16 protein-coding genes are annotated in these 18977 nt (G+C 49.6%); 8 read left to right on the top strand and 8 right to left on the bottom strand.

Annotated features, from left to right (window positions below; genetic code table 11):
- The first annotated feature begins 8 nt into the window (after positions 1-8).
- Positions 9-167 (top strand): DUF1328 domain-containing protein, encoded by a 159-nt coding sequence (locus ACJJI4_RS04015; RefSeq protein WP_282931841.1) that lies wholly within the window; start codon positions 9-11, stop codon positions 165-167.
- Between the two features lie 25 nt (positions 168-192).
- Here the strand turns inward: ACJJI4_RS04015 and ACJJI4_RS04010 are convergent, their stop codons facing one another.
- The gene (locus ACJJI4_RS04010; RefSeq protein WP_413664916.1) at positions 193-735 is read right to left on the bottom strand and encodes a carboxymuconolactone decarboxylase family protein; all 543 of its coding nucleotides are present in this window, start codon (positions 733-735) and stop codon (positions 193-195) included.
- Between the two features lie 82 nt (positions 736-817).
- Between ACJJI4_RS04010 and dinB the strand changes: the two genes are divergently transcribed.
- From dinB to ACJJI4_RS03990, 4 genes are all read left to right on the top strand, one after another.
- Positions 818-1894 (top strand): DNA polymerase IV, encoded by a 1077-nt coding sequence (gene dinB / locus ACJJI4_RS04005; protein WP_444927146.1) that lies wholly within the window; start codon positions 818-820, stop codon positions 1892-1894.
- Between the two features lie 273 nt (positions 1895-2167).
- Entirely contained in the window at positions 2168-2695 is a 528-nt protein-coding gene (locus ACJJI4_RS04000; protein WP_444927145.1) for an RNA polymerase sigma factor, read from the top strand.
- A gap of 13 nt (positions 2696-2708) precedes the next feature.
- Positions 2709-3173, top strand: a complete 465-nt coding sequence (locus ACJJI4_RS03995) for a hypothetical protein (protein WP_444898121.1) — start codon at positions 2709-2711, stop codon at positions 3171-3173.
- 75 nt (positions 3174-3248) lie between these two features.
- The gene (locus ACJJI4_RS03990) at positions 3249-3776 is read left to right on the top strand and encodes a hypothetical protein (protein WP_444927144.1); all 528 of its coding nucleotides are present in this window, start codon (positions 3249-3251) and stop codon (positions 3774-3776) included.
- Between the two features lie 89 nt (positions 3777-3865).
- Here ACJJI4_RS03990 and ACJJI4_RS03985 read toward each other — a convergent pair whose 3' ends face one another.
- Genes ACJJI4_RS03985 through ACJJI4_RS03960 form a run of 6 tightly spaced genes read right to left on the bottom strand, consistent with a single transcriptional unit; the run spans position 3866 to position 8920 of the window.
- A complete protein-coding gene (locus tag ACJJI4_RS03985) occupies positions 3866-4324 on the bottom strand; it encodes a MaoC family dehydratase (RefSeq protein WP_444927143.1) in 459 nt (152 codons plus the stop codon).
- Between the two features lie 49 nt (positions 4325-4373).
- Positions 4374-5150: an SDR family NAD(P)-dependent oxidoreductase gene (locus ACJJI4_RS03980; protein WP_444898124.1), complete on the bottom strand. Its 777-nt coding sequence runs from the start codon at positions 5148-5150 to the stop codon at positions 4374-4376.
- 2 nt (positions 5151-5152) lie between these two features.
- Positions 5153-5929, bottom strand: coding sequence for an SDR family oxidoreductase (locus ACJJI4_RS03975; protein WP_282931833.1), 777 nt, complete (start codon positions 5927-5929; stop codon positions 5153-5155).
- A 24-nt stretch (positions 5930-5953) separates the two neighbouring features.
- A complete protein-coding gene (locus ACJJI4_RS03970; RefSeq protein ID WP_444927142.1) occupies positions 5954-7006 on the bottom strand; it encodes a phosphotransferase in 1053 nt (350 codons plus the stop codon).
- Positions 6999-8231: an acyl-CoA dehydrogenase family protein gene (locus tag ACJJI4_RS03965; protein ID WP_444927141.1), complete on the bottom strand. Its 1233-nt coding sequence runs from the start codon at positions 8229-8231 to the stop codon at positions 6999-7001. Before ACJJI4_RS03965 ends, ACJJI4_RS03970 begins: the two co-directional genes overlap by 8 nt.
- A gap of 14 nt (positions 8232-8245) precedes the next feature.
- Positions 8246-8920: a histidine phosphatase family protein gene (locus ACJJI4_RS03960; protein ID WP_444927140.1), complete on the bottom strand. Its 675-nt coding sequence runs from the start codon at positions 8918-8920 to the stop codon at positions 8246-8248.
- A gap of 108 nt (positions 8921-9028) precedes the next feature.
- Here ACJJI4_RS03960 and ACJJI4_RS03955 point away from each other — a divergent pair, with 108 nt between their 5' ends.
- Together ACJJI4_RS03955 and ACJJI4_RS03950 are read left to right on the top strand one after the other, a co-directional pair.
- Positions 9029-9922, top strand: coding sequence for a LysR family transcriptional regulator (locus ACJJI4_RS03955; protein WP_444915918.1), 894 nt, complete (start codon positions 9029-9031; stop codon positions 9920-9922).
- A 226-nt stretch (positions 9923-10148) separates the two neighbouring features.
- Positions 10149-12185 carry an oxidoreductase gene (locus ACJJI4_RS03950; protein WP_413664906.1) on the top strand — a complete coding sequence of 679 codons (2037 nt, stop codon included), beginning with the start codon at positions 10149-10151 and terminating at the stop codon, positions 12183-12185.
- Positions 12186-12269: 84 nt separating this feature from the next.
- Here the strand turns inward: ACJJI4_RS03950 and ACJJI4_RS03945 are convergent, their stop codons facing one another.
- Positions 12270-13535 carry an MFS transporter gene (locus ACJJI4_RS03945; protein ID WP_444915917.1) on the bottom strand — a complete coding sequence of 422 codons (1266 nt, stop codon included), beginning with the start codon at positions 13533-13535 and terminating at the stop codon, positions 12270-12272.
- A gap of 637 nt (positions 13536-14172) precedes the next feature.
- Here ACJJI4_RS03945 and ACJJI4_RS03940 point away from each other — a divergent pair.
- The gene (locus ACJJI4_RS03940; RefSeq protein ID WP_444927139.1) at positions 14173-18942 is read left to right on the top strand and encodes a CapA family protein; all 4770 of its coding nucleotides are present in this window, start codon (positions 14173-14175) and stop codon (positions 18940-18942) included.
- Positions 18943-18977: the final 35 nt, after the last annotated feature.

Here is an 18977-nt window from a genome sequence, read left to right as displayed (position 1 = left end):
AGCCTCTTATGTTGCGCTGGGCTGTCACCTTCCTGGTTATTGCGCTGATCGCCGCCTTCTTTGGCTTTAGTGGCATCGCTTCGACCGCAACTGAAATAGCCAAGATTCTCTTCTTTATTTTCCTTGTGATGTTTGTGCTGGCACTGATTTTCGGCAGACCCAAGTAGAACAGCCGCCCAAGGGCGCCTGTCATTACTTCTTGTGAGGCACTCGGGTCGGCGCCAGGCTGAGCACTTCAGCAATGTGATTGGCCCCCAATACCATCTCCATTACGCCCAACGCCTCAAGAATCTCATCATCACCGGCACCGAGCTTTCGCGCAGCGGCGATCAGGTGCTCGCGATGGTCATCAGGGGCGCTGTTGGCATTGCGCGCCAAGTCAAACAGGGCGTGCTCTTTTTCAGAAAAGTGCACATGCTTGGGGTCAGTGCGAATCCGCATCACTTCATCCGTTTCCACCCCAAGCATTTGCAGGGACATACTGTGATGGTAAATGCCATAGTCACAGTGGTTATCGGCTGAGACTGCCAGGCCAATAGCTTCTTTCAGCTGCGCCGACAAACAGCCGTGAATCATCACCGTCTTAAACTTGTACCAGTTTGCCTCAAGCAATCCCGGGTGTTGGGCGTAGACACGGAACAGACTGGGGATTCCCCCCAGCTCGTCATCAATCTCAGCAAAAACCCGGGCTACATCATCGGAAGCTGGGTGCTCGACCAACGGAATACTGCTCATTATTCACCTACCTGTCATCGCCGGGTGTCCGAGTGGCATAAATTACTTTCTGGCACGACATAACACTGTATATAATCACAGCATGAGAAAGATTATCCACTGTGATTGTGACTGCTTCTACGCTTCGGTCGAAATGCGTGACGATCCCAATCTCCGTGGACGCCCTTTGGCCGTTGGAGGCAGTAGCGACCGCCGCGGAGTGATCTCTACCTGCAACTATGAAGCCCGCAGCTATGGGGTTCGCTCCGCAATGCCTACCGCCCAGGCCAAGAAACTGTGCCCTGATTTGATTGTAGTACCCGGCAACATGGCCAAGTACCGAGAGGTCAGCGGGCAGATACGGGAGATATTTCTCGACTACTGCGATGATATTGAGCCCCTATCCCTGGACGAAGCCTTCCTGGATGTCACCGACAGTGGCCGCTGCCACGGCAGCGCTACCCTAATCGCTGAGGAGATCCGGCAACGGGTGCACGACACCCTGGGTATCACAATTTCTGCCGGGGTGGCCCCGAATAAATTCCTGGCCAAAATTGCCAGTGATTGGCAGAAGCCTGACGGATTGACAGTCATTACGCCGAGCGAGGTCGATCAATTTGTTTTGCGCCTGCCTATCAACAAAATACACGGCGTGGGACGGGTAACCGCAGAGAAAATGCATCGACAAGGCATTCGCACTTGCGCGGATTTACGCAATTTTTCACAAGTTGAACTGAGTAAGAAGTTTGGCAAATTTGGCCGCCGCCTTTACGACCTTTGCCGTGGTGTTGACGACCGCCCGGTAAGCGGCGATGGCTCCCGCAAGAGTGTTAGTGTCGAGCGCACCTTTCGCGAAGACTTATCCAGTTTTGACGAATGGCTGGAACAGCTGACAGAGCTGTATATGCGTCTGCTGGAGCGGCTGGAAAAACTCGGCGATCGTTACGAAGTAAATGGTGCCACCGTTAAAGTAAAGTACGCAGATTTTACTACCAGCACCCACGAGCGCAGCAGCCGTGCCGGGCGCATTTCTGAATTCCGCCAGCTACTGCAGGAGTGTCGAGAAAAACGCCCTGCTCCCATCCGCCTTCTTGGGGTAGGCCTGCGACTCACAGACCTCCGGGCGGGGCAAGGCCCTGTTCAATTGCCACTACCCTTGCCGGAGCAAGCCTCTTTTTGACGTTTGATGGCTTAATTAGGCGCGTCATCACTTATTGATAAATCTGGCGTTGGCCCTTACCCGAGCAACCACCTCTCAAACCAGAGGCAACTATACTTCGCAAGCCCGAAGATTCGTATCTGTCGTACCGTGACATCGGCTGAAATTATAAGTACTGGCCAGAGAATAATTGCGACGCAGAACCATACTACAATCTTCTTTATTGACGCCGCATAAACCAATACTCGGCCAGTGGCTCGAGACGGGATAATTTGCGTACGGAGGCTCAAGACATTGTCTCTCAAAGAGTTACGCCAGCTATCTGACGAGGCGCTATTCCAATACTACAAGGAGTCGCGCAAACCTGCTGTGTTCCGTCAACTCTACAGCCGTCATAAAGATTCCCTGTATCGCTACTGTATGCAAATGGCGCCGTCTTCATCCACTTTACTCTTGCAAAAACTCTGGCGTGGTCTTTTGGAAAATCCGCCAGAATTGCACGGGCGCCTGCTTAAAAGTTGGCTTTACATCCAAGTCAATAAATTGCTCAAGCTTGAGGAATTTTCCAGTTCGAAGAAATCCGCGCAAGAGTCTCCCCAGCAGAATAGAATTCTCGCAGCGATTCAAAATTTACCTTCTCAATTGCGCAATGTTTTATTACTGCATATGGAATGCAAGCTGCCACTGGCAACCGTGGCTGACATCGAGCAGCTCTCTCTCAATAAATGCCGCACCCTATATCATCGCGCCCGCACCGCACTGGACGAAGCGATATACGGTTCGGAGAGAAGACCTTGGCAAGTAGAAGTTATCGAAGAGTAATCGAGTTAATGCTATGAGCAATTGGGAAAATCAATATTTTAAAGAAGCCGAGACGTTGACTTCCCCGCAGCAGCTGGATGACGATCTATATAAAACAGCCCAAACCTATAAGCCGAAAGTAAACGTCAATCATCTACTCTCTCGTGCAACAGTAAGTTGTAGCTTGGTAACCGCCTTGCTATTGCTTCTTCATCCAGCCCAACACCTGGGTGCCTTCACTCACAAAGCAAATTCCACCGAGCAGCATTTGTACGAGCCGGCGTTAAGGGATTGGAAAGAAACTGTGATGGCAGTTACCCCAGCACCAGATCCCTGGCTCGCACTGCGCAATCAGGTAAATAGTGGCGAGTATGTTGCCTTGTGCCACTATTGGCGGGCAGAACAGCAGGATGCAAGTGAAGAATCCCTACCCGATGAATTACGTAAAAGTGCTAAGCGTCACTGCCGAATTTTATCGAGCACGGCTTCAAGGAGCTAGAAACAACTGATATCAAGTTCAAGCGGCCAATTCGAATTCTCACTCCCTATACAGTCTCAACTTAGCCACTACATTGTGGTGGGCATCTACGGTGCCGGTGGTCCTTCTGCCGGAGAAAATCCGGTACTAAAGTCGGTAATCAACCAACTTCATGGGCGGATATTCTCCCACACACGAAAGCTAACTATTTACCGTTACCTTAAAAATGGGGTTTCACGCAAAAAAGCAGCGATATTGTTTGGCTACAGCAGAGGGGGAAATGCTGCGATAAAAATCGCCAATGCGCTTGGTCGCCAAGGCATCTCTATACAATGCCTGGTGATATTTGATGCCCACAGCATCAATGACAAAAGAAAATTCAAACTCAAATATGACAATATCAAAAGGGCTTACAACTTCTTTCAAAGAAACCCCAGAACCGCCGGAAAATATGGCTGGTGGGGTATAAACCCCTACTGGGGATGCACCCTATTCTCACCATTTATCGAAGTCCAACAATTTGACTTTACTGGCGAGTACTACAAAAAAGGTATTCCCGCTTCTCACTTGAATATTGTTCGCATGGGTCTCAACACCCTTAAACAACAAGAAACATTTATGTAAACTCGCCTTAAAAAACTCTCAAACAGATCGAAACCACCACTTTCCACTGCGACTTAGAAAAATGGTGATCCGGCCTTATACTGACCCCACTAGGTAATCTGTAGGAAAATCCACTCTGCAACTAAAGCTGGCTTCTCCTCGCCCTCTATTTCCATAGTTACCATCAGTTTAATTTGATACTGGGAATCTTTTTTCTCCGTAATATCCAGTATTTTCCCAAATACGCGCACCCGGCTACCGGTCTTTACCGGGTTGATAAAGCGGACTTTATCCAAACCATAATTCACCCCCATATAAGCACCTGTAACCGTTATCTGTAGAGCCCCTACAAAATAAGGCAGCAGTGACAATGAGAGAAAACCATGGGCAACCGTTCCCCCAAAAGGCGTTTTCGCAGCGGCCTCTGGGTCTACATGAATGAACTGTCGATCCAAGGTGCACTCAGCAAAGCTATCAACTCTCTGCTGGTCAACTTCAAACCAGTCTGTGGGCTCTGTTTCAAAACCAATGTAATAGCCGAGGCTATCAGGTGAGATTTCTACAGGCATCGAAGGCTCCTTTTCGATTCTCTATTCGCTTTCTCAGCGACTCCCAACCTCAATAGGCCGAGAGACCGCCATCTACCGCTAATGCCTGCCCGGTAATGTAAGTCATTTTTGGGGAAACCAGCATCAACATGGCCGCTACGACTTCTTCCGGCTTGCCCAGGCGTTTCATCGGGCATCCCTCAGCGAGAAACGCTTGAACTTGTTCAGGGCTGGCATCTTCAGTTGCAATATCGGTAACCATCGGGGTGAGGCAATAGAAGGGGCAAATCGCGTTTACACGGATACCGTACTTGGCGTTTTCCATCGCTGCCGTTTTGGTCAGGCCGATCACACCATGTTTTGCCGCGGCGTAGGAGGCAATCTTGGGAGCACCGCCCAGCCCTGCCATAGAGGAAACATTCAGTACAGCTCCGCCGGTCATCTTCAATAGGGGCAACTGGTGTTTAAGCCCCAGGAAAACCCCCTTAAGGTTAACGTTGTACTGAAGATCCATCATGGCCTCATCTGTCTGCTTGAGAGACATCATCGGAGGCGCGATTCCGGCATTGTTAACTGCGATATCCAGCTGTCCAAACTCTGACTGAGCCAATTGCGCCAGAGCCGCGCAATCAGACTCTTGGGAAACATCACAGCGCTGGGCGCGCACAGCAATATTTTGGCTTCCCAGTTTGTCCGCCAACTGCATCAAAGCCTCTTCATTGATATCTCCCAATACTAAACGAGCGCCCCGAGAACCAAGCTCCTCGGCCAGTAATTTTCCAAATCCACTGGCAGCACCGGTTATCAGTGCGACTTTATCGCTAAAATCGAGAATTGGATCATGCATGGTTAAATCCCCCCACAAGAAGTCAAACCACCATCTACAACGACACACTCGCCGGTCGTATAACTGGAAGCATCGGAGACCAAGTACAAAACGGTACCCGCCATCTCTTCCGGCTCCGCATGGCGGTGCATGGGAATATGGCCAACCGCAGTTTTATAAATATCCTCGTGGGAAAACAATGCCCCGGCGAATTTGGTTTTTGTAAGCCCTGGTAGTAAAGCATTCACCCGGATATTAAATTGCGCACACTCCTTGGCAAACGCTTTGGTCATATTGACTACCGCCGCCTTGGTGATTGAATAAATACCCTGCCCTACACCCGGTTGCAAGGCATTCACTGAGGCGGTATTTACAATAACGCCACCACCCTGCTCTCGCATCAATTTGCCGGCTTCTACCGACATAAAGAAATAACCGCGTATATTGACCTCTACCGTCTTTTCGAAGGCCGCTAGATCAGTATCAAGAATATGACCAAAATAAGGGTTGGTTGCCGCATTGTTGACCAAAATATCCAAGCGACCAAATCGCTCGCGAATATCGCCAATAACCTGCTGGATATTATCCATATTGCCAATATGGCAGGGGATCGCATCGGCACAGCCACCGGCATCCACAATTGCATCGGCTACGGCCTGACACCCCTCAATTTTTCTGCTGGAAACCAAAACATGGGCACCCTGCTCAGCCAAAAGTTTTGCGATGGCCTCACCAATACCTCGACTGGCACCCGTCACCAGGGCAATTTTTCCCGAGAGATCAAAAATATTCTTTGCCATTTCTTATCCTTATAATTTAACAAGTTAACCGTTAGCAGCGATATCCAATGCAGCTTGTGCGAGGGGTTCTACCAGGGCTCCCAGTTTTGCAGCATTTTTATTGGAGGCATTGCCGTCTTTTGCACGCTTCACCACCCCCTGAACAATCGCTGCCAGGCGGAAGAAGCTAAATGCCAAATAAAACGGCCAATTATCAATCCCATCAATACCCATTCGCTGGCAGTATTTGGCCACATACTCTTTTTCGGAGGGGATGCCCAAGGCCTTTATATCCAAGCCTAATAGGCCGGACATTTTGTCTTTGCCAGCGGGCATTCGCATTTGCATACACTGGTAAGCGAGGTCGGCATAGGGATGTCCCAGTGTGGAAAGTTCCCAATCCAAAAGCGCTATGACCTTGGGCTCCTCGGGATGGAAAATCATATTATCGAGCCGGTAATCACCGTGCACCAACGCGATACGCCCATCATCATCCGGTAAAACGTCACCCAACCAGGCCATCAACTCATCCATTGCCGCAATGGGCTCCAGCTCAGAGGCTCGATATTGAGTGCTCCAGCGGTCCAGCTGCCGCTGGAAGTAATTACCTGGTCGGCCGTAATCCGAAAGGCCTACGGCATTAATATCCAAACTGTGCATGGCCGCCAGTACACGATTCATTTCATCGTACATAGCGCTACGCTGCTCGGCATCAACTTCCGGCAGTGCCGCATTCCAGAATATCCGACCCTCACAATATTCCATTAAATAAAACATGGAACCGATTAGGTCCCGGTCCTCACAGAGGTGCAATACCTTGGGCACCGGCACATTAGTATCGGCGAGTGCCGACATTACCCGGTACTCCCGATCTACGGCATGGGCAGATTTCAATAACTTGCCGGGAGGCTGGCGCCGCAAAACATAAGATCGCGCCGGGGTCTGCAACTTGAAGGTGGGGTTAGACTGGCCACCGGGAAATTTGCTGACCGTTACAGGCCCATTGAAACTGTCGACTTTGCGGGACAAATATTCTTGCAAGCGCTCAACAGGCAGCTCTTCCACAGAGCTGCGCAAATTGTTTACCGTCTCAGTCACTGAGTCCTCCATGATTTTCTGCGGCGGCATAGTGAGCTGCCAGGTTTCTGCCCAACTGCATCATATGAACTTGATCGGGACCATCCGCCAGACGGATAGTCCGAGCATAGGCATAGTGATGGGCGAGACTGTAATCCTGCCCCAATCCTGCGGCGCCGTGAATCTGTATGGCGCGATCTATCACCTTACAAGCCATCTGTGGCGCGACAATTTTTATCATTGCGATTAAATCTTTGGCCGCCTTATTGCCAAGTCGATCCATTTGCGCAGCGGCCTTCAGAGTCAGCAGGCGTGCCTGCTCGATTTCGCAGGCGGATTTGGCAATATCTTCCCGCACCGATCCCTGCTTGCTCATCGGGCGACCAAAAACTATGCGCTGCTCCGCGCGTGCCGACATCATCTCCAGCGCTCTTTGAGCCTGGCCAATTAACCGCATACAGTGGTGTATTCTGCCCGGCCCCAAGCGTCCCTGGGCAATTTCAAAACCGCGCCCCTCTCCAAGAATTAAATGGCTGGCAGACACCCGGACATTTTCAAAAATCACTTCCGCATGCCCTTCCGGTGCATCGTCATAACCGAATACCGTCATCGGGCGAACTATTTTGACTCCAGGCGTATCGGTGGGTACCAGGATTTGCGATTGCTGCTGGTGACGATTGGGATTTTCCGGGTCGGTCTTACCCATCACGATCATCACTTTACAGCGTTTATTCATCAGGCCACTGATATAAAACTTGTGACCGTTAATAACGTAACTGTCGCCATCGCGGATAATCGACGTTTCGATATTAGTGGCATCGGAGGAGGCAACCCGGGGTTCGGTCATAGCAAAGGCAGAGCGAATTTTTCCATCCAGAAGCGGGGTTAGCCATTGTTCCCGCTGGGCCTCAGAACCGTACTGAGCCAAAACTTCCATATTGCCGGTATCCGGGGCATTACAGTTAAATACCTCCGATGCAAAAAGTACTTTCCCCATTTCCTCTGCCAGGGGTGCATACTCCAGGTTATTGAGCCCGGCACCGTAACGGGAATCCGGTAAAAACAGATTCCAGAGTTCCGCTTCCCGGGCTTTAATCTTTAATTCTGCCAAAATCGCCGGCTCTCCCCAGCGATCCTCCTGCAACTGCTGCATAAATATCGCTTCGGCGGGATAGATATACTCCTGCATAAAATTTTGCAGGCGTTCCAGCAGTCCTTTTACTTTGTCTGAGTATTCAAATTCCATCGCTACCTGCCCGATCAACTGTAAGTGATATGTTCGTGACGCCCATCCCGATCCAGGTGCGGCACATGATTGAAACTGTGCAGACTGATATTTTCTGCACTGAAAAATAAACGGCTAACGGCTGTGTTTTGGATTTGCATATTGAGATTGGCGACGGTGGAAATTGAGCCGCCCAATATTTGCGTCAACATCATGGCAATGGCACCACCCGAACTAACAACCAGGGTTCGGCTGCCTTTGGGGCTATCGCAAATGTTTTTAAGCGCATCTGCGATTCTGGCTTCAAAATGCGACCAGGTTTCCGGTGGACTGATGTCACCGGCGGCCCAAGCCAGCATCCCCTGCTTCAGGAATCGATAAAAATCGGCGCGACTGGCACCTACTCCCGGTGCCCGATCCGGGTATAGCTCGCTGTAGTGCTTGACAACCGCTAGAAAATCAAATTCATTAAGCTGGGGGAGTACACTGCGAGTATTTTCACTGGGGAGTTCCAACCCCTCGCAAATACCGTCCAAAGTTTGCCGATGCCGAGTTAGGTTGCCGCACAGCAGCCGGTCGAAACGAATACTCTTATCCCGCCAGTATTCACCCAACCAGCGCGACTGTTGCCAGCCGGTATCGGAGAGATTGTCATAGTCATCAGCCCCAAATGAAGCCTGTCCGTGACGTACCAGAATAAATTCAGCCACCTATTTCCCTCCCCTTTTGATCTCCTCAACCCTATCTCCAGCATTTGAATCATCAAAGTTTATTATGCGAATATTGAATCATTCATGAGAGTGATGATGGTGGCAGCAATGCAATTACAGCGAATCGACATGAACCTCTTTCCCGTGCTGGAGGCGATATACACAACCCGAAACCTGACTCGTGCCGCTGAGCAACTGCATATCACCCAGCCGGCTGTCAGTAATGCCCTGGCGCGACTTCGCCGTACATTAGACGACCCACTATTCACTCGCAGCCCCACCGGTATGGCACCGACGCCATTGACTGAAAGTATTATGCCGAAGGTCCAGGAAGCTCTTTCTCTACTGGGGGCAAGCCTTAGCGAGCAGCGTCACTTTGTGCCACAGGAAGCCAGAAAAACCTTGCGCCTCTCCATGAACGATATGGCGGAGACTTTCCTTTTACCTAGGCTGCTGGAAGTGCTGGAGCAGGAGGCCCCAGGTATCACTGTCGAGTCTTTCCAGGTCCCAAGGGAGCAGCTGGTCAAGGAACTGGCCGCCAACACCCTGGACTTTGCCCTAGATGTTCCCGTACCCACTTCCCCACACATAAAACAACAGCGACTGATGAACGATCGCTACCTGTGTATGTTGCGCCAGGATCACCCCTTGGCGGATTCCGCCAGCCTTACCCTGGAGCAGTACCTGAAGCTGGAACATATCCATGTCTCCAGCCGTCGCAGCGGCCCGGGCCTGGAAGATATTGCCCTGAATAAGTTAGGGCGCCGTCGCAATGTGAAATTGAGGGTCCAACACTACCGGGTCGCACCTTTAGTGGTATTGAGAACCGATCTGGCACTGACAGTCCCCGCCAGCCTGGCGAGACAGTATTCAGCCCGATTGTTTGAGCTTCCGTTTCAGATACCGCAAATGGACTGGCACCTGCTATGGCATAAAAACCAACACGACGACCCCGCCAATCAATGGCTGCGAAACAAGTTGGTGAGCTTGGTAGAGGAGTAAGGGAGGCTCTGTATACGGCGAGACAGGGAACCCTTAAAAAAACACTTTATTTATAGATGAGAATGGGACGCATAAAGGTTAAATAGAGCCCGTAATTGATCACTGATTTCGACCGGTTAAGTCACTGTTTCACAGTGGGCCGTCTTGTTATCCTGCTGGGCAACGATATGCACTTTTTTGCATATAAATAAATGAACCCTAAAGGTTACAAGAAGAGAAATTTGCCATGTCCCAAGCCTACCCTAATATGCTTGCCCCCCTGGACCTGGGCTTCACCACCCTGAAAAACCGGGTGCTGATGGGCTCCATGCACACCAACCTGGAAGAACACCCCAATGGCTTCACCCGTTTGGCGGCCTTTTTTGCCGAACGTGCCCGCGGTGGCGTTGGCCTGATTGTAACCGGTGGTATTGCCCCGAACGAAGAGAGTGGCGTATTCCAGGGCGCTTCGAAGATGACCACTTCGGAAGAAGCCCAGCAGCACCGCGAAGTCACCGATGCTGTTCACGCTGAGGGCGGCAAGATCTGTATGCAGATCCTGCACACCGGCCGCTACGCCTACAACGAAAACCTGATCGCACCCTCTCCCATCCAGGCGCCGATCAACCCCTTCACCCCGCGCGAATTGACCAGCGAGGAAATCGAAGGCCAGATCGATGACTATGTACGCTGCGCCACCCTGGCCCGCGAAGCCGGCTATGACGGTGTGGAGATCATGGGCTCCGAGGGTTACTTTATTAACCAGTTCATCGTGAAACGCACCAACAAGCGTACCGATGAATGGGGCGGCTCCTTCGAAAACCGTATCCGTCTGCCGATCGAAGTTGTGCGCCGCGTACGGGAAGCCGTCGGCGAGAACTTTATTATTATTTACCGCCTGTCCATGTTGGACCTAGTGGAAGATGGCAGTGACTTCGATGAAGTAGTGGCCCTGGGCCAGGCTATCGAAAAAGCCGGCGCCACAATTATTAATACCGGTATCGGCTGGCACGAAGCGCGCGTTCCCACTATTGCCACCAGTGTTCCCCGTGCGGCATTTACCGACATTACTGCCAAGGTGAAAAAGCACCTGTCTATCCCGGTAGTTGCCAGCAACCGTATCAATGTGCCGGAAGTCGCCGAAGAAGTTCTGTCCTCCGGCCAGGCTGACATGATTTCCATGGCACGCCCCTTCCTGGCAGACTCTGAGTTCGTCAACAAAGCCGCCGAAGGCCGCGCCGACGAGATCAACACTTGCATTGGCTGTAACCAAGCGTGTCTGGACCACACTTTCCAGCTGAAACTGACTTCCTGCCTGGTAAACCCCCGCGCTTGTCACGAAACCGAATTGAACTACCTGCCTACCGACAACGTGAAAAAGGTAGCTGTAATCGGCGCCGGCCCTGCGGGCATGGCCGCATCTACCGTTGCCGCAGAGCGTGGACACGAAGTAACCCTGTTCGAAGGCAGCGATAAGATTGGTGGCCAGTTCAATATCGCCAAGCAGATCCCCGGCAAGGCAGAGTTCCAGGAAACCCTGCGCTACTTTAAGCGCCGCCTGGAAGTCACCGGTGTTGAAGTAAAACTTAATACCATCGCCACAGCGGAAGATCTGCAATCTTTTGATGAAGTGATTATTGCTACCGGTATCGAGCCGCGCACTCCACCGATCCCCGGCATTGAGAGCGATAAAGTCCTGGGTTACCTGGATGTACTGAAGCACAAGAAGCCGGTTGGCGAGAAGGTTGCCATTATCGGTGCCGGCGGCATCGGCTTTGATGTAGCGGAGTACCTGACCCACGATGGCCCCCACTCCACTGAAGATGAAGTGGTCGCCAGCGATAAGGAAGAGTTCTTCAACGAATGGGGTGTCGATATTGCCCTGGAGAATCGCTCCGGCCTGAAGCCACGCGAAGCAGTAAGCTCTCCGCGCCAGGTATACCTATTGCAACGCAAAACCACCAAAGTGGGCGCGGGCCTGGGTAAAACCACCGGCTGGATTCATCGCGGCAGCCTGCAGCATCGCAAGGTAGAGATGATTGCCGGTGCCCTTTACGACAAAATTGACGATAAAGGCCTGCATATCCGCGTTGGCGAAGAGGAAAAGGTACTGGAAGTCGACAATATTATTGTCTGCGCCGGTCAGGAGCCTGCACGCAAGCTATACGAAGCTCTGCAAGAGCGCGGCGTAACCACCCACCTGATTGGTGGCGCTGATGAAGCCGCAGAACTCGATGCCAAGCGCGCTATCGACCAGGGCTCTCGTCTCGCTGCCGAGATCTAATCTCCCGGCGATCACAATATAAAATACCCCCGCCAATTCGAATTGGCGGGGGTATTTTTTTGCCCTTAAATTCTGTGTCCCGTGCTAGGAGACATTGGCAACTCGATCCGCGACTACCGTTCCCTCAGGCTCAGGCCACTCAGGGCGAGACAGATACTCGGTAAGACGATAGAGCACGAACACAACTCCACATAACGCCACTAACAAGCCGTATAAGGCCGGGCCACTCCACCATTGAATAATCACTCCACCAATTAATGGCGCCATCGACCAGCCAATGGCATAAAAGGAAGAGGCCCCAAAATAGGTACCGCGTAAATGGGATGGTGCCAGCCGGTCAATTTGAATGCTCATGGTTGGAAACAAAATTGCCTCAGCTAGGCTCAAAATAAAAGTCGCTCCGAGCCAACCCCAAAACCAATCTACCGGATTTAGGGCATACCAAATCTGGGAGATCGACAAAATACCCAACCCAATCACAATACGAGTGTTAATGGCCAGCGGCCCCATTAACTTCATAATGGGAAACTGCAGTAATACTATCGTCGACGCATTAACAAAGATCATGCTGGATATCAGCTCTACTAATCCCGGCGCTTCAGCGCGGGTGAGGTATTGCACCAAGCTTGAATCCATATGCGCATAGATAAACAGCGTTAAAATATTCGCAATAATCACCACCAGAAATACCTGATCACGGCGCAATACCGAAAGCGTATTTCCCAGAGATACGCCCGCATCCCTTTGCTTACTCGCTAAACGCCCGCTCTCAGTTCTGGCAAAACCCCAAACAAAGGCCAGGGCTAAGAGTAGGTAGCTGAGAGAGGTGAGCCCAAAGGTGGATTGCTGTGCACTCAAACCGGCCCAGACACCTACAATCGGCCCCAGCGCCGCCCCCACATTAATCAGGAAGTAGCGGAATTGCAGCGCCAATTCACGGCTGGCTTGATCGTCAATTAAGTCGCCTATCAGCGCACTCGCCGGCGGCTCCCACACCGCGCGACCAATAGCACACAGGGTCATCGCACAGATAAATCCTGCCAAGGTTTGCGTCACAGCCAACAAGGCAAAGGAAAAAATACTCACAATACAGCCAAGCAATAGCATATTGCGACGCCCATAGCGATCCGATAGCGCACCGGTAAAGAAGCCCAACACAGCAGCACCAACGGCAGATGCACTCAGGATCAAACCAATTTCAGCCGCGCCGAGGTGAAACTTTTCAAATAGAAGGATGGCCAGGAAAGGCCAGACCATAAAATAAGTTCCACGGCTAAAAAAACTGCCAATTAAAATAATCCAAACTAACGGAGGGAAGCTCCTCAAGCTTCTCCACCACTTCCCATTCATGGTTACTACTCCAATAGATTCACTGCCAACAATTCGATAGAGGCACCTGTCCTGTATGGTTTAAGTTGACTGGTTCCAGATAAAAGAATGGCGCTAAGGCCACTCGGCGAGTGCCCGAAAGACATTGGTACAAATACAAACCCGGAAGGTTCTCTCACTATTCGGCCAAGGTGCCCATCTTTCTGGGGAGGGCAAGCAGCCTACCTCAGAAAATTAAGAGGCAGACAAAGAAGAGTTTCAGTAAGCAAGATGAATTTGAGACAAACAACCTATATTTACCGACAAAAAAACCCGAGATGATAAGATCCCGGGTTTCCTTCTTGGCAGAAAATGCTCCTGCCCTGCGGCTAAACCTTGGTATTAACCCACACTGTTAATTACAGGTTAATAGAGAATAATCTGAGTGAGTTGCACAACAATCATTCTGAATACGGTTACCCAATACTATCCGACAAGATTTGTTTTGAAAACCCAAATTGACAGATAAAACAAAAAAATATTTACCACACCACCACCTCAGTACAAACCACTAAAAGCAGAATCTTCCCCCCCGTCTATACTCGTTCAGGAAAAGCACCCGAGCCGACCAGCAGAAAAAATACTGCCACGCTTTTTTAATAGAGAGATAAGTCGCGACATGTCCCTATCCAACATGCTCGTTCAAGTGCGTGCTCAGGTTGAGCAGGCACTGGGTAAGCAACGCCCCCCCTATACCTTGTTTTTTTCAATTAGTGATGCCAAGCATCGCGCCATCGTGAAGCATAAAACGGCGGCGGATATTTCGGAAGCCTGGCAAGCCTTAGCAAAGACAATCCAAAGGGCAGCAAAGTCGCACAAGATGGAACCCTGTTGGTTACGTGTCGATTGGGTCACCCAAAAAAGCACAATGACATTTGCAGGCTTGGAAGAAATCCTTAAAGACACCAAGAGGTCGTATTTCCGCTATGGCCTCGCACTTGATATGGACTGCGAAATAGCATTCCTGGAGCAAGAGCTAAATGCTAATGCCATGCTCTATGGCGGAAATCAGATTGATCATGTCATTATTAATGAGAACAATTTTCTTGCCTACGCTAAGCAAAGATTCGGAATAAATACCGAGCTGGATTTTTCAGAAGAAAAGACTGTGCTTTTGCTTTCAACTCAGGGAATTTTCTGTGAATCCAAGCGCCAGCCCGTTTGCCTCTACGGACCCGGTTTAGATGCCGGCCGACGTGTCATAGAAAAATTAGATACTAATACTGTCTCTGATTTGATTAGAAACAGCAGTAACTACTTAAGCTCTCAAGTCAAAAAGAATGGCTCCTTCCACTATGGTTGGCACGCCTGTTTCGACCGGAAGATCGACACCTATAACAACTTACGACATGCCAGTAGTACTTATTCGATGATTGAAGCCTGGGAGGTTACTGGCGACAAAGCTCTAATGAACTCCATACATCGATCACTGGAACACCTTACAACAGAGCTAATTCAGACCGCCACCCTCGCCTCAGGTGCTGAGGGAGCTTTTTTGGTAGAGGCAAATAATGAAATAAAACTAGGGGGCAACGCAGTATCACTGTTAGCCCTGGTAAAGTACTCTGAGGCAACGAAAACCAACAAGTATTCCAAACTGATGGAGCAATTAGCACTTGGGATAGAGTATATGCAGGACTCAATCACCGGGCAGTTCTCCCATGTTCTTGAATATCCAGATCTTCAAGTTAAAGATAAACATAGAGTCATCTATTACGACGGTGAAGCTGCCTTTGGTTTGATGCGGCTTTATGGCTTTACTAAAGATTCACGCTGGCTAAATTTGGTTGAAAAGGCATTTGATTATTTCATTCAAGCCAATCACTGGCGTGCTCACGATCATTGGTTAAGCTACTGCGTTAATGAACTAACCCTTTATCGCCCCGAAGAGAAGTACTACCAGTTCGGTATTCGAAACTTCGCCAGCTATTTGGATTTTGTGGAGAATAGGATAACCACATTCCCTACTCTGCTTGAATTGATGATGGCAGCTGAAAAGATGGTAACTCGCTTGGGCAAAGAGCCCGAGTTCCAATATTTACTTGACCAGGTAGACCTAAAACACTTTTACAGGGCACTACATAAGCGTGCGATGTACCTTCTAAATGGGTATTTCTGGCCTGAATTCGCCATGTATTTCAAGAATCCCAAACGTATATTGGGAAGCTTCTTTATCCGGCACCATGCCTTCAGAATCCGTATTGATGATGTCGAGCACTATCTATCTGGTTTTGTCGCTTATCGAAAGTACCTGCTTACGCCCAAAAATGCACCCGAGGATATTGATGAGGCATACCAAGAGATGACCGTCGAGCCAACTGTCGACTCCCACAAGTCACTACCAGTGCTCGCTTGGGGAGGAGATGTTAACTTATCCCGGAGGCAGCATTACCGTACGGCCCAATTTGGCACCGAAAAAGTACTCGGCACAGTCATTGCTTTAAAAAATGCAGATATAAGCGTCGTTAACTTAGAGTGTGTAGTCGGAACTGAGGGTGAGCAAGGGATCAGTAAAGGCGAATCGTCCCCATACTATTATCGAGCCCGGCCCGAAATGCTTTCGGTATTAATGGAAGCCGGTATTGATGTTGTTGTCACTGCAAATAATCACAGTGGAGACTATGGCACTGCTGCGTTAATGGAACAGCAGTATTGGCTCAACGAAACCGGTATCGGACACACAGGCTCAGGCATCAATATCGAAGAAGCTCTGGCCCCAGTATATCGCCCGGCAGGCCGACTTAATGTAGCCATTTTTTCTCTTGATGCTACACAACCCCGATTTGCAGCAGGTCCAAATACTCCCGGATGTGCACACTTGCCACTAACCATGCCCAGTCTCTGGTTCGACAATTTGAAACCTCGAATTGAGGCCGCGCGAGAGAAAGCTCATATAGTGCTTGTCGCTGTTCACTGGGGAGGCAACAGAGAACCCGAGCCCAGCGAAGATGAAATCGCTATTGGACATGCCATTATCGATGCTGGGGCAGATGGTATTCTGGGTACCAGTGCGCATAACCTACAAGGTATTGAAGTCTATAAGAATCGGCCAATCATCCATGACGCCGGGGATCTATTATTTGATGCAGTTCGGCGAAGCTTGGCAGATAGTGGAGTCTTTCGGCTTTACTTAAGTGAAAAAGGAGTAGAAAAGGTTGTCTTTGTACCTGTAGGTGTCGGATTTGGCTTTAGCAAGCAGTTGAGTGGAGATAGCGCAAAAGAGCTTACCCAACGATTTTCCAAATCCTGTTCAGCTCTGGGAACAAACCTAGTACCGAATTCAGATGGTAGCGGAACCATTTTGCTTTCGCCTCCGGATAGACAATACCGTAAATTACCACATCTCTTTAAAACCCATTACAAACGGGACCCGATTAAGCAGCAGCGTCCATTGAGTCCAAACTGGACAGTAGATCAAGTACCCCTGGATGCACAGATCCCTCCGCTTGAATGCGGACCGCTTAAATTATTAGGTGTCAGATTTTATCCCCGTGAAATAAAAACTCGCCAGATGCTGTGGGTAGAATCCTTCTGGACTACTGACGAGAAAGTACAGGAAGATTTTCGCCTGGACTTTCGAGCTATCCCCATTAAGGAAACATCTATGCCTTATTGGGGAAAATCGATGGACCATGATCCCTGTGATTGGCAGGTACCCACCACAAAATGGCAGCCAGGGGTAATCTACCGAGACCTGTATGGAATAAGAGCACCAGCAAAGAATGAACTTCAACCTGTACATTTACATTTAGCCGTAGGCCTAATTTCAAACACCACCCAAATTAAACCCATACTCGTAGGGGGAATGATTACCCAACTGAATCTACTGGGGAAGAAGCCCTCCACACGTCCCAGAGTCCCCAATTATATGACCGAGTTCCCATCGGTTATTTATCAACATCATCCAGGTCAAACTTGGAACGAAGAACAAATTAATGCAATTGCAGGTGGCAGATGGTTGGTCCCTCCCCCAAAGGGATGGTTTGTCCGAAGCGTAATCTCAGGGAGCAGTTTTATAGAGGAGTCTCTCGACCCGATTCTATTCGTTGCACACACTAATCTTGATCGAGCTTACCATGAACAAAGCTCAAAAAAGCCAACCAAATTTTGGGATTTCCACCAGAAGCTCCCTTCTTTTGCCGATCAAATTGCCGGAGTAATTGTATCCAAACCCGTTGCTGGACTTCCAAAAGATCTCCCTGTACTCCAGGTAAAAGACCCAATCAAAGTCATTGTCGAATTAGGTTTAGCGGCAAGGGAGCGATTTACTGGTGATGTAATAGCAATTACTGGCACTGCGGGAAAGTCAACAACACTCAAGATGATTACCCAAATGCTGGGAACAAGAGAAAAAATACTTTCCAGCATGGGGAACTATAACTCTCGCGTAGGTGCGCCGTCGATGATGGCTAGCCTGAATCAAGATCATGAAGTCGCAGTTATAGAAGTTGCTCAAAGTGCCCTATGGATGAAACGTGGCCCTATTACACATCAAGTAAAACCCACTATTGCCTTAATAACCGAAATTGGAATGTCTCAAACTAGTCACCACGTAAAATGTGTCGAAGATACTGCTCGTTGGAAGTCACGAATTTATGATGGTCTTACTGGCTCCGCTATCGCTATTGCTGGAGAGCATCTAAAGTGCTTTGACTATGTATTGAAGAAAGCCAAGAAACATGCAAAGCGAATCATCATCTTTGGGGAAAGTCCTAATGCTGAAGTTCGTATTCTGGGAGTACGTACCGATGAATCTGGTAGCTGGGTCCAACTGAAATTTCCTAAGCGGGAATTGGAACTTCGCGTTCCTGCTCCAAGTATCGGTATGCTACACAATGCTGTAGCCTCCATTTGCGCAGTCTATGCCTTGGGCAGAGATATCGATGCAGCGGCATTAAAACTACAAGAACTACAGTTAGATGACAGCCACCTACAGCGCACCCGCATAAAAGTACATGGGAAATCCATTAGTCTGATCGATGATAGTTGGAATGCTACTGTTAGCTCAATGCTTAATGCTTTTTCCGTATTTGCACAAACTGAAACTCAAGATAAAGGAAGAAAGATTGCCGTTCTAGGCCGAATCGTTCATTTAGGCGAAAAAGCCAAGGAGCTTCATGAGAGCCTTGCTGGACCTCTTATTCAAAGCCAGGTAAATTGGGTAATAACCCATGGCGAGGAGATGGAGTATCTTCGCCAGGTGCTACCTGATGAATTATTAGGCCCTCACTTTTCCGAAGCTCCCCCCTTGGTAAGTTATCTAACAGACTTTTGCCAGGATTCAGACCTTATCCTTTTAAAAGGCTCAAGGCGGGATTCAGATTTTGGCTCTATTCCTGCACTGCTCGATAAACTCCAAAAAACCGGGCAGACTTTGGAAACAGAATAAAATTCAGTCTACAAAATATATCAGAACAAGTAGTC

It is taken from the genome of Microbulbifer maximicatervae (SeqCode) (genome assembly GCF_052467305.1).
The sequence above is the reverse complement of the archived record's forward strand: the minus strand, read 5'-3'. Positions and strand labels throughout refer to the sequence as shown.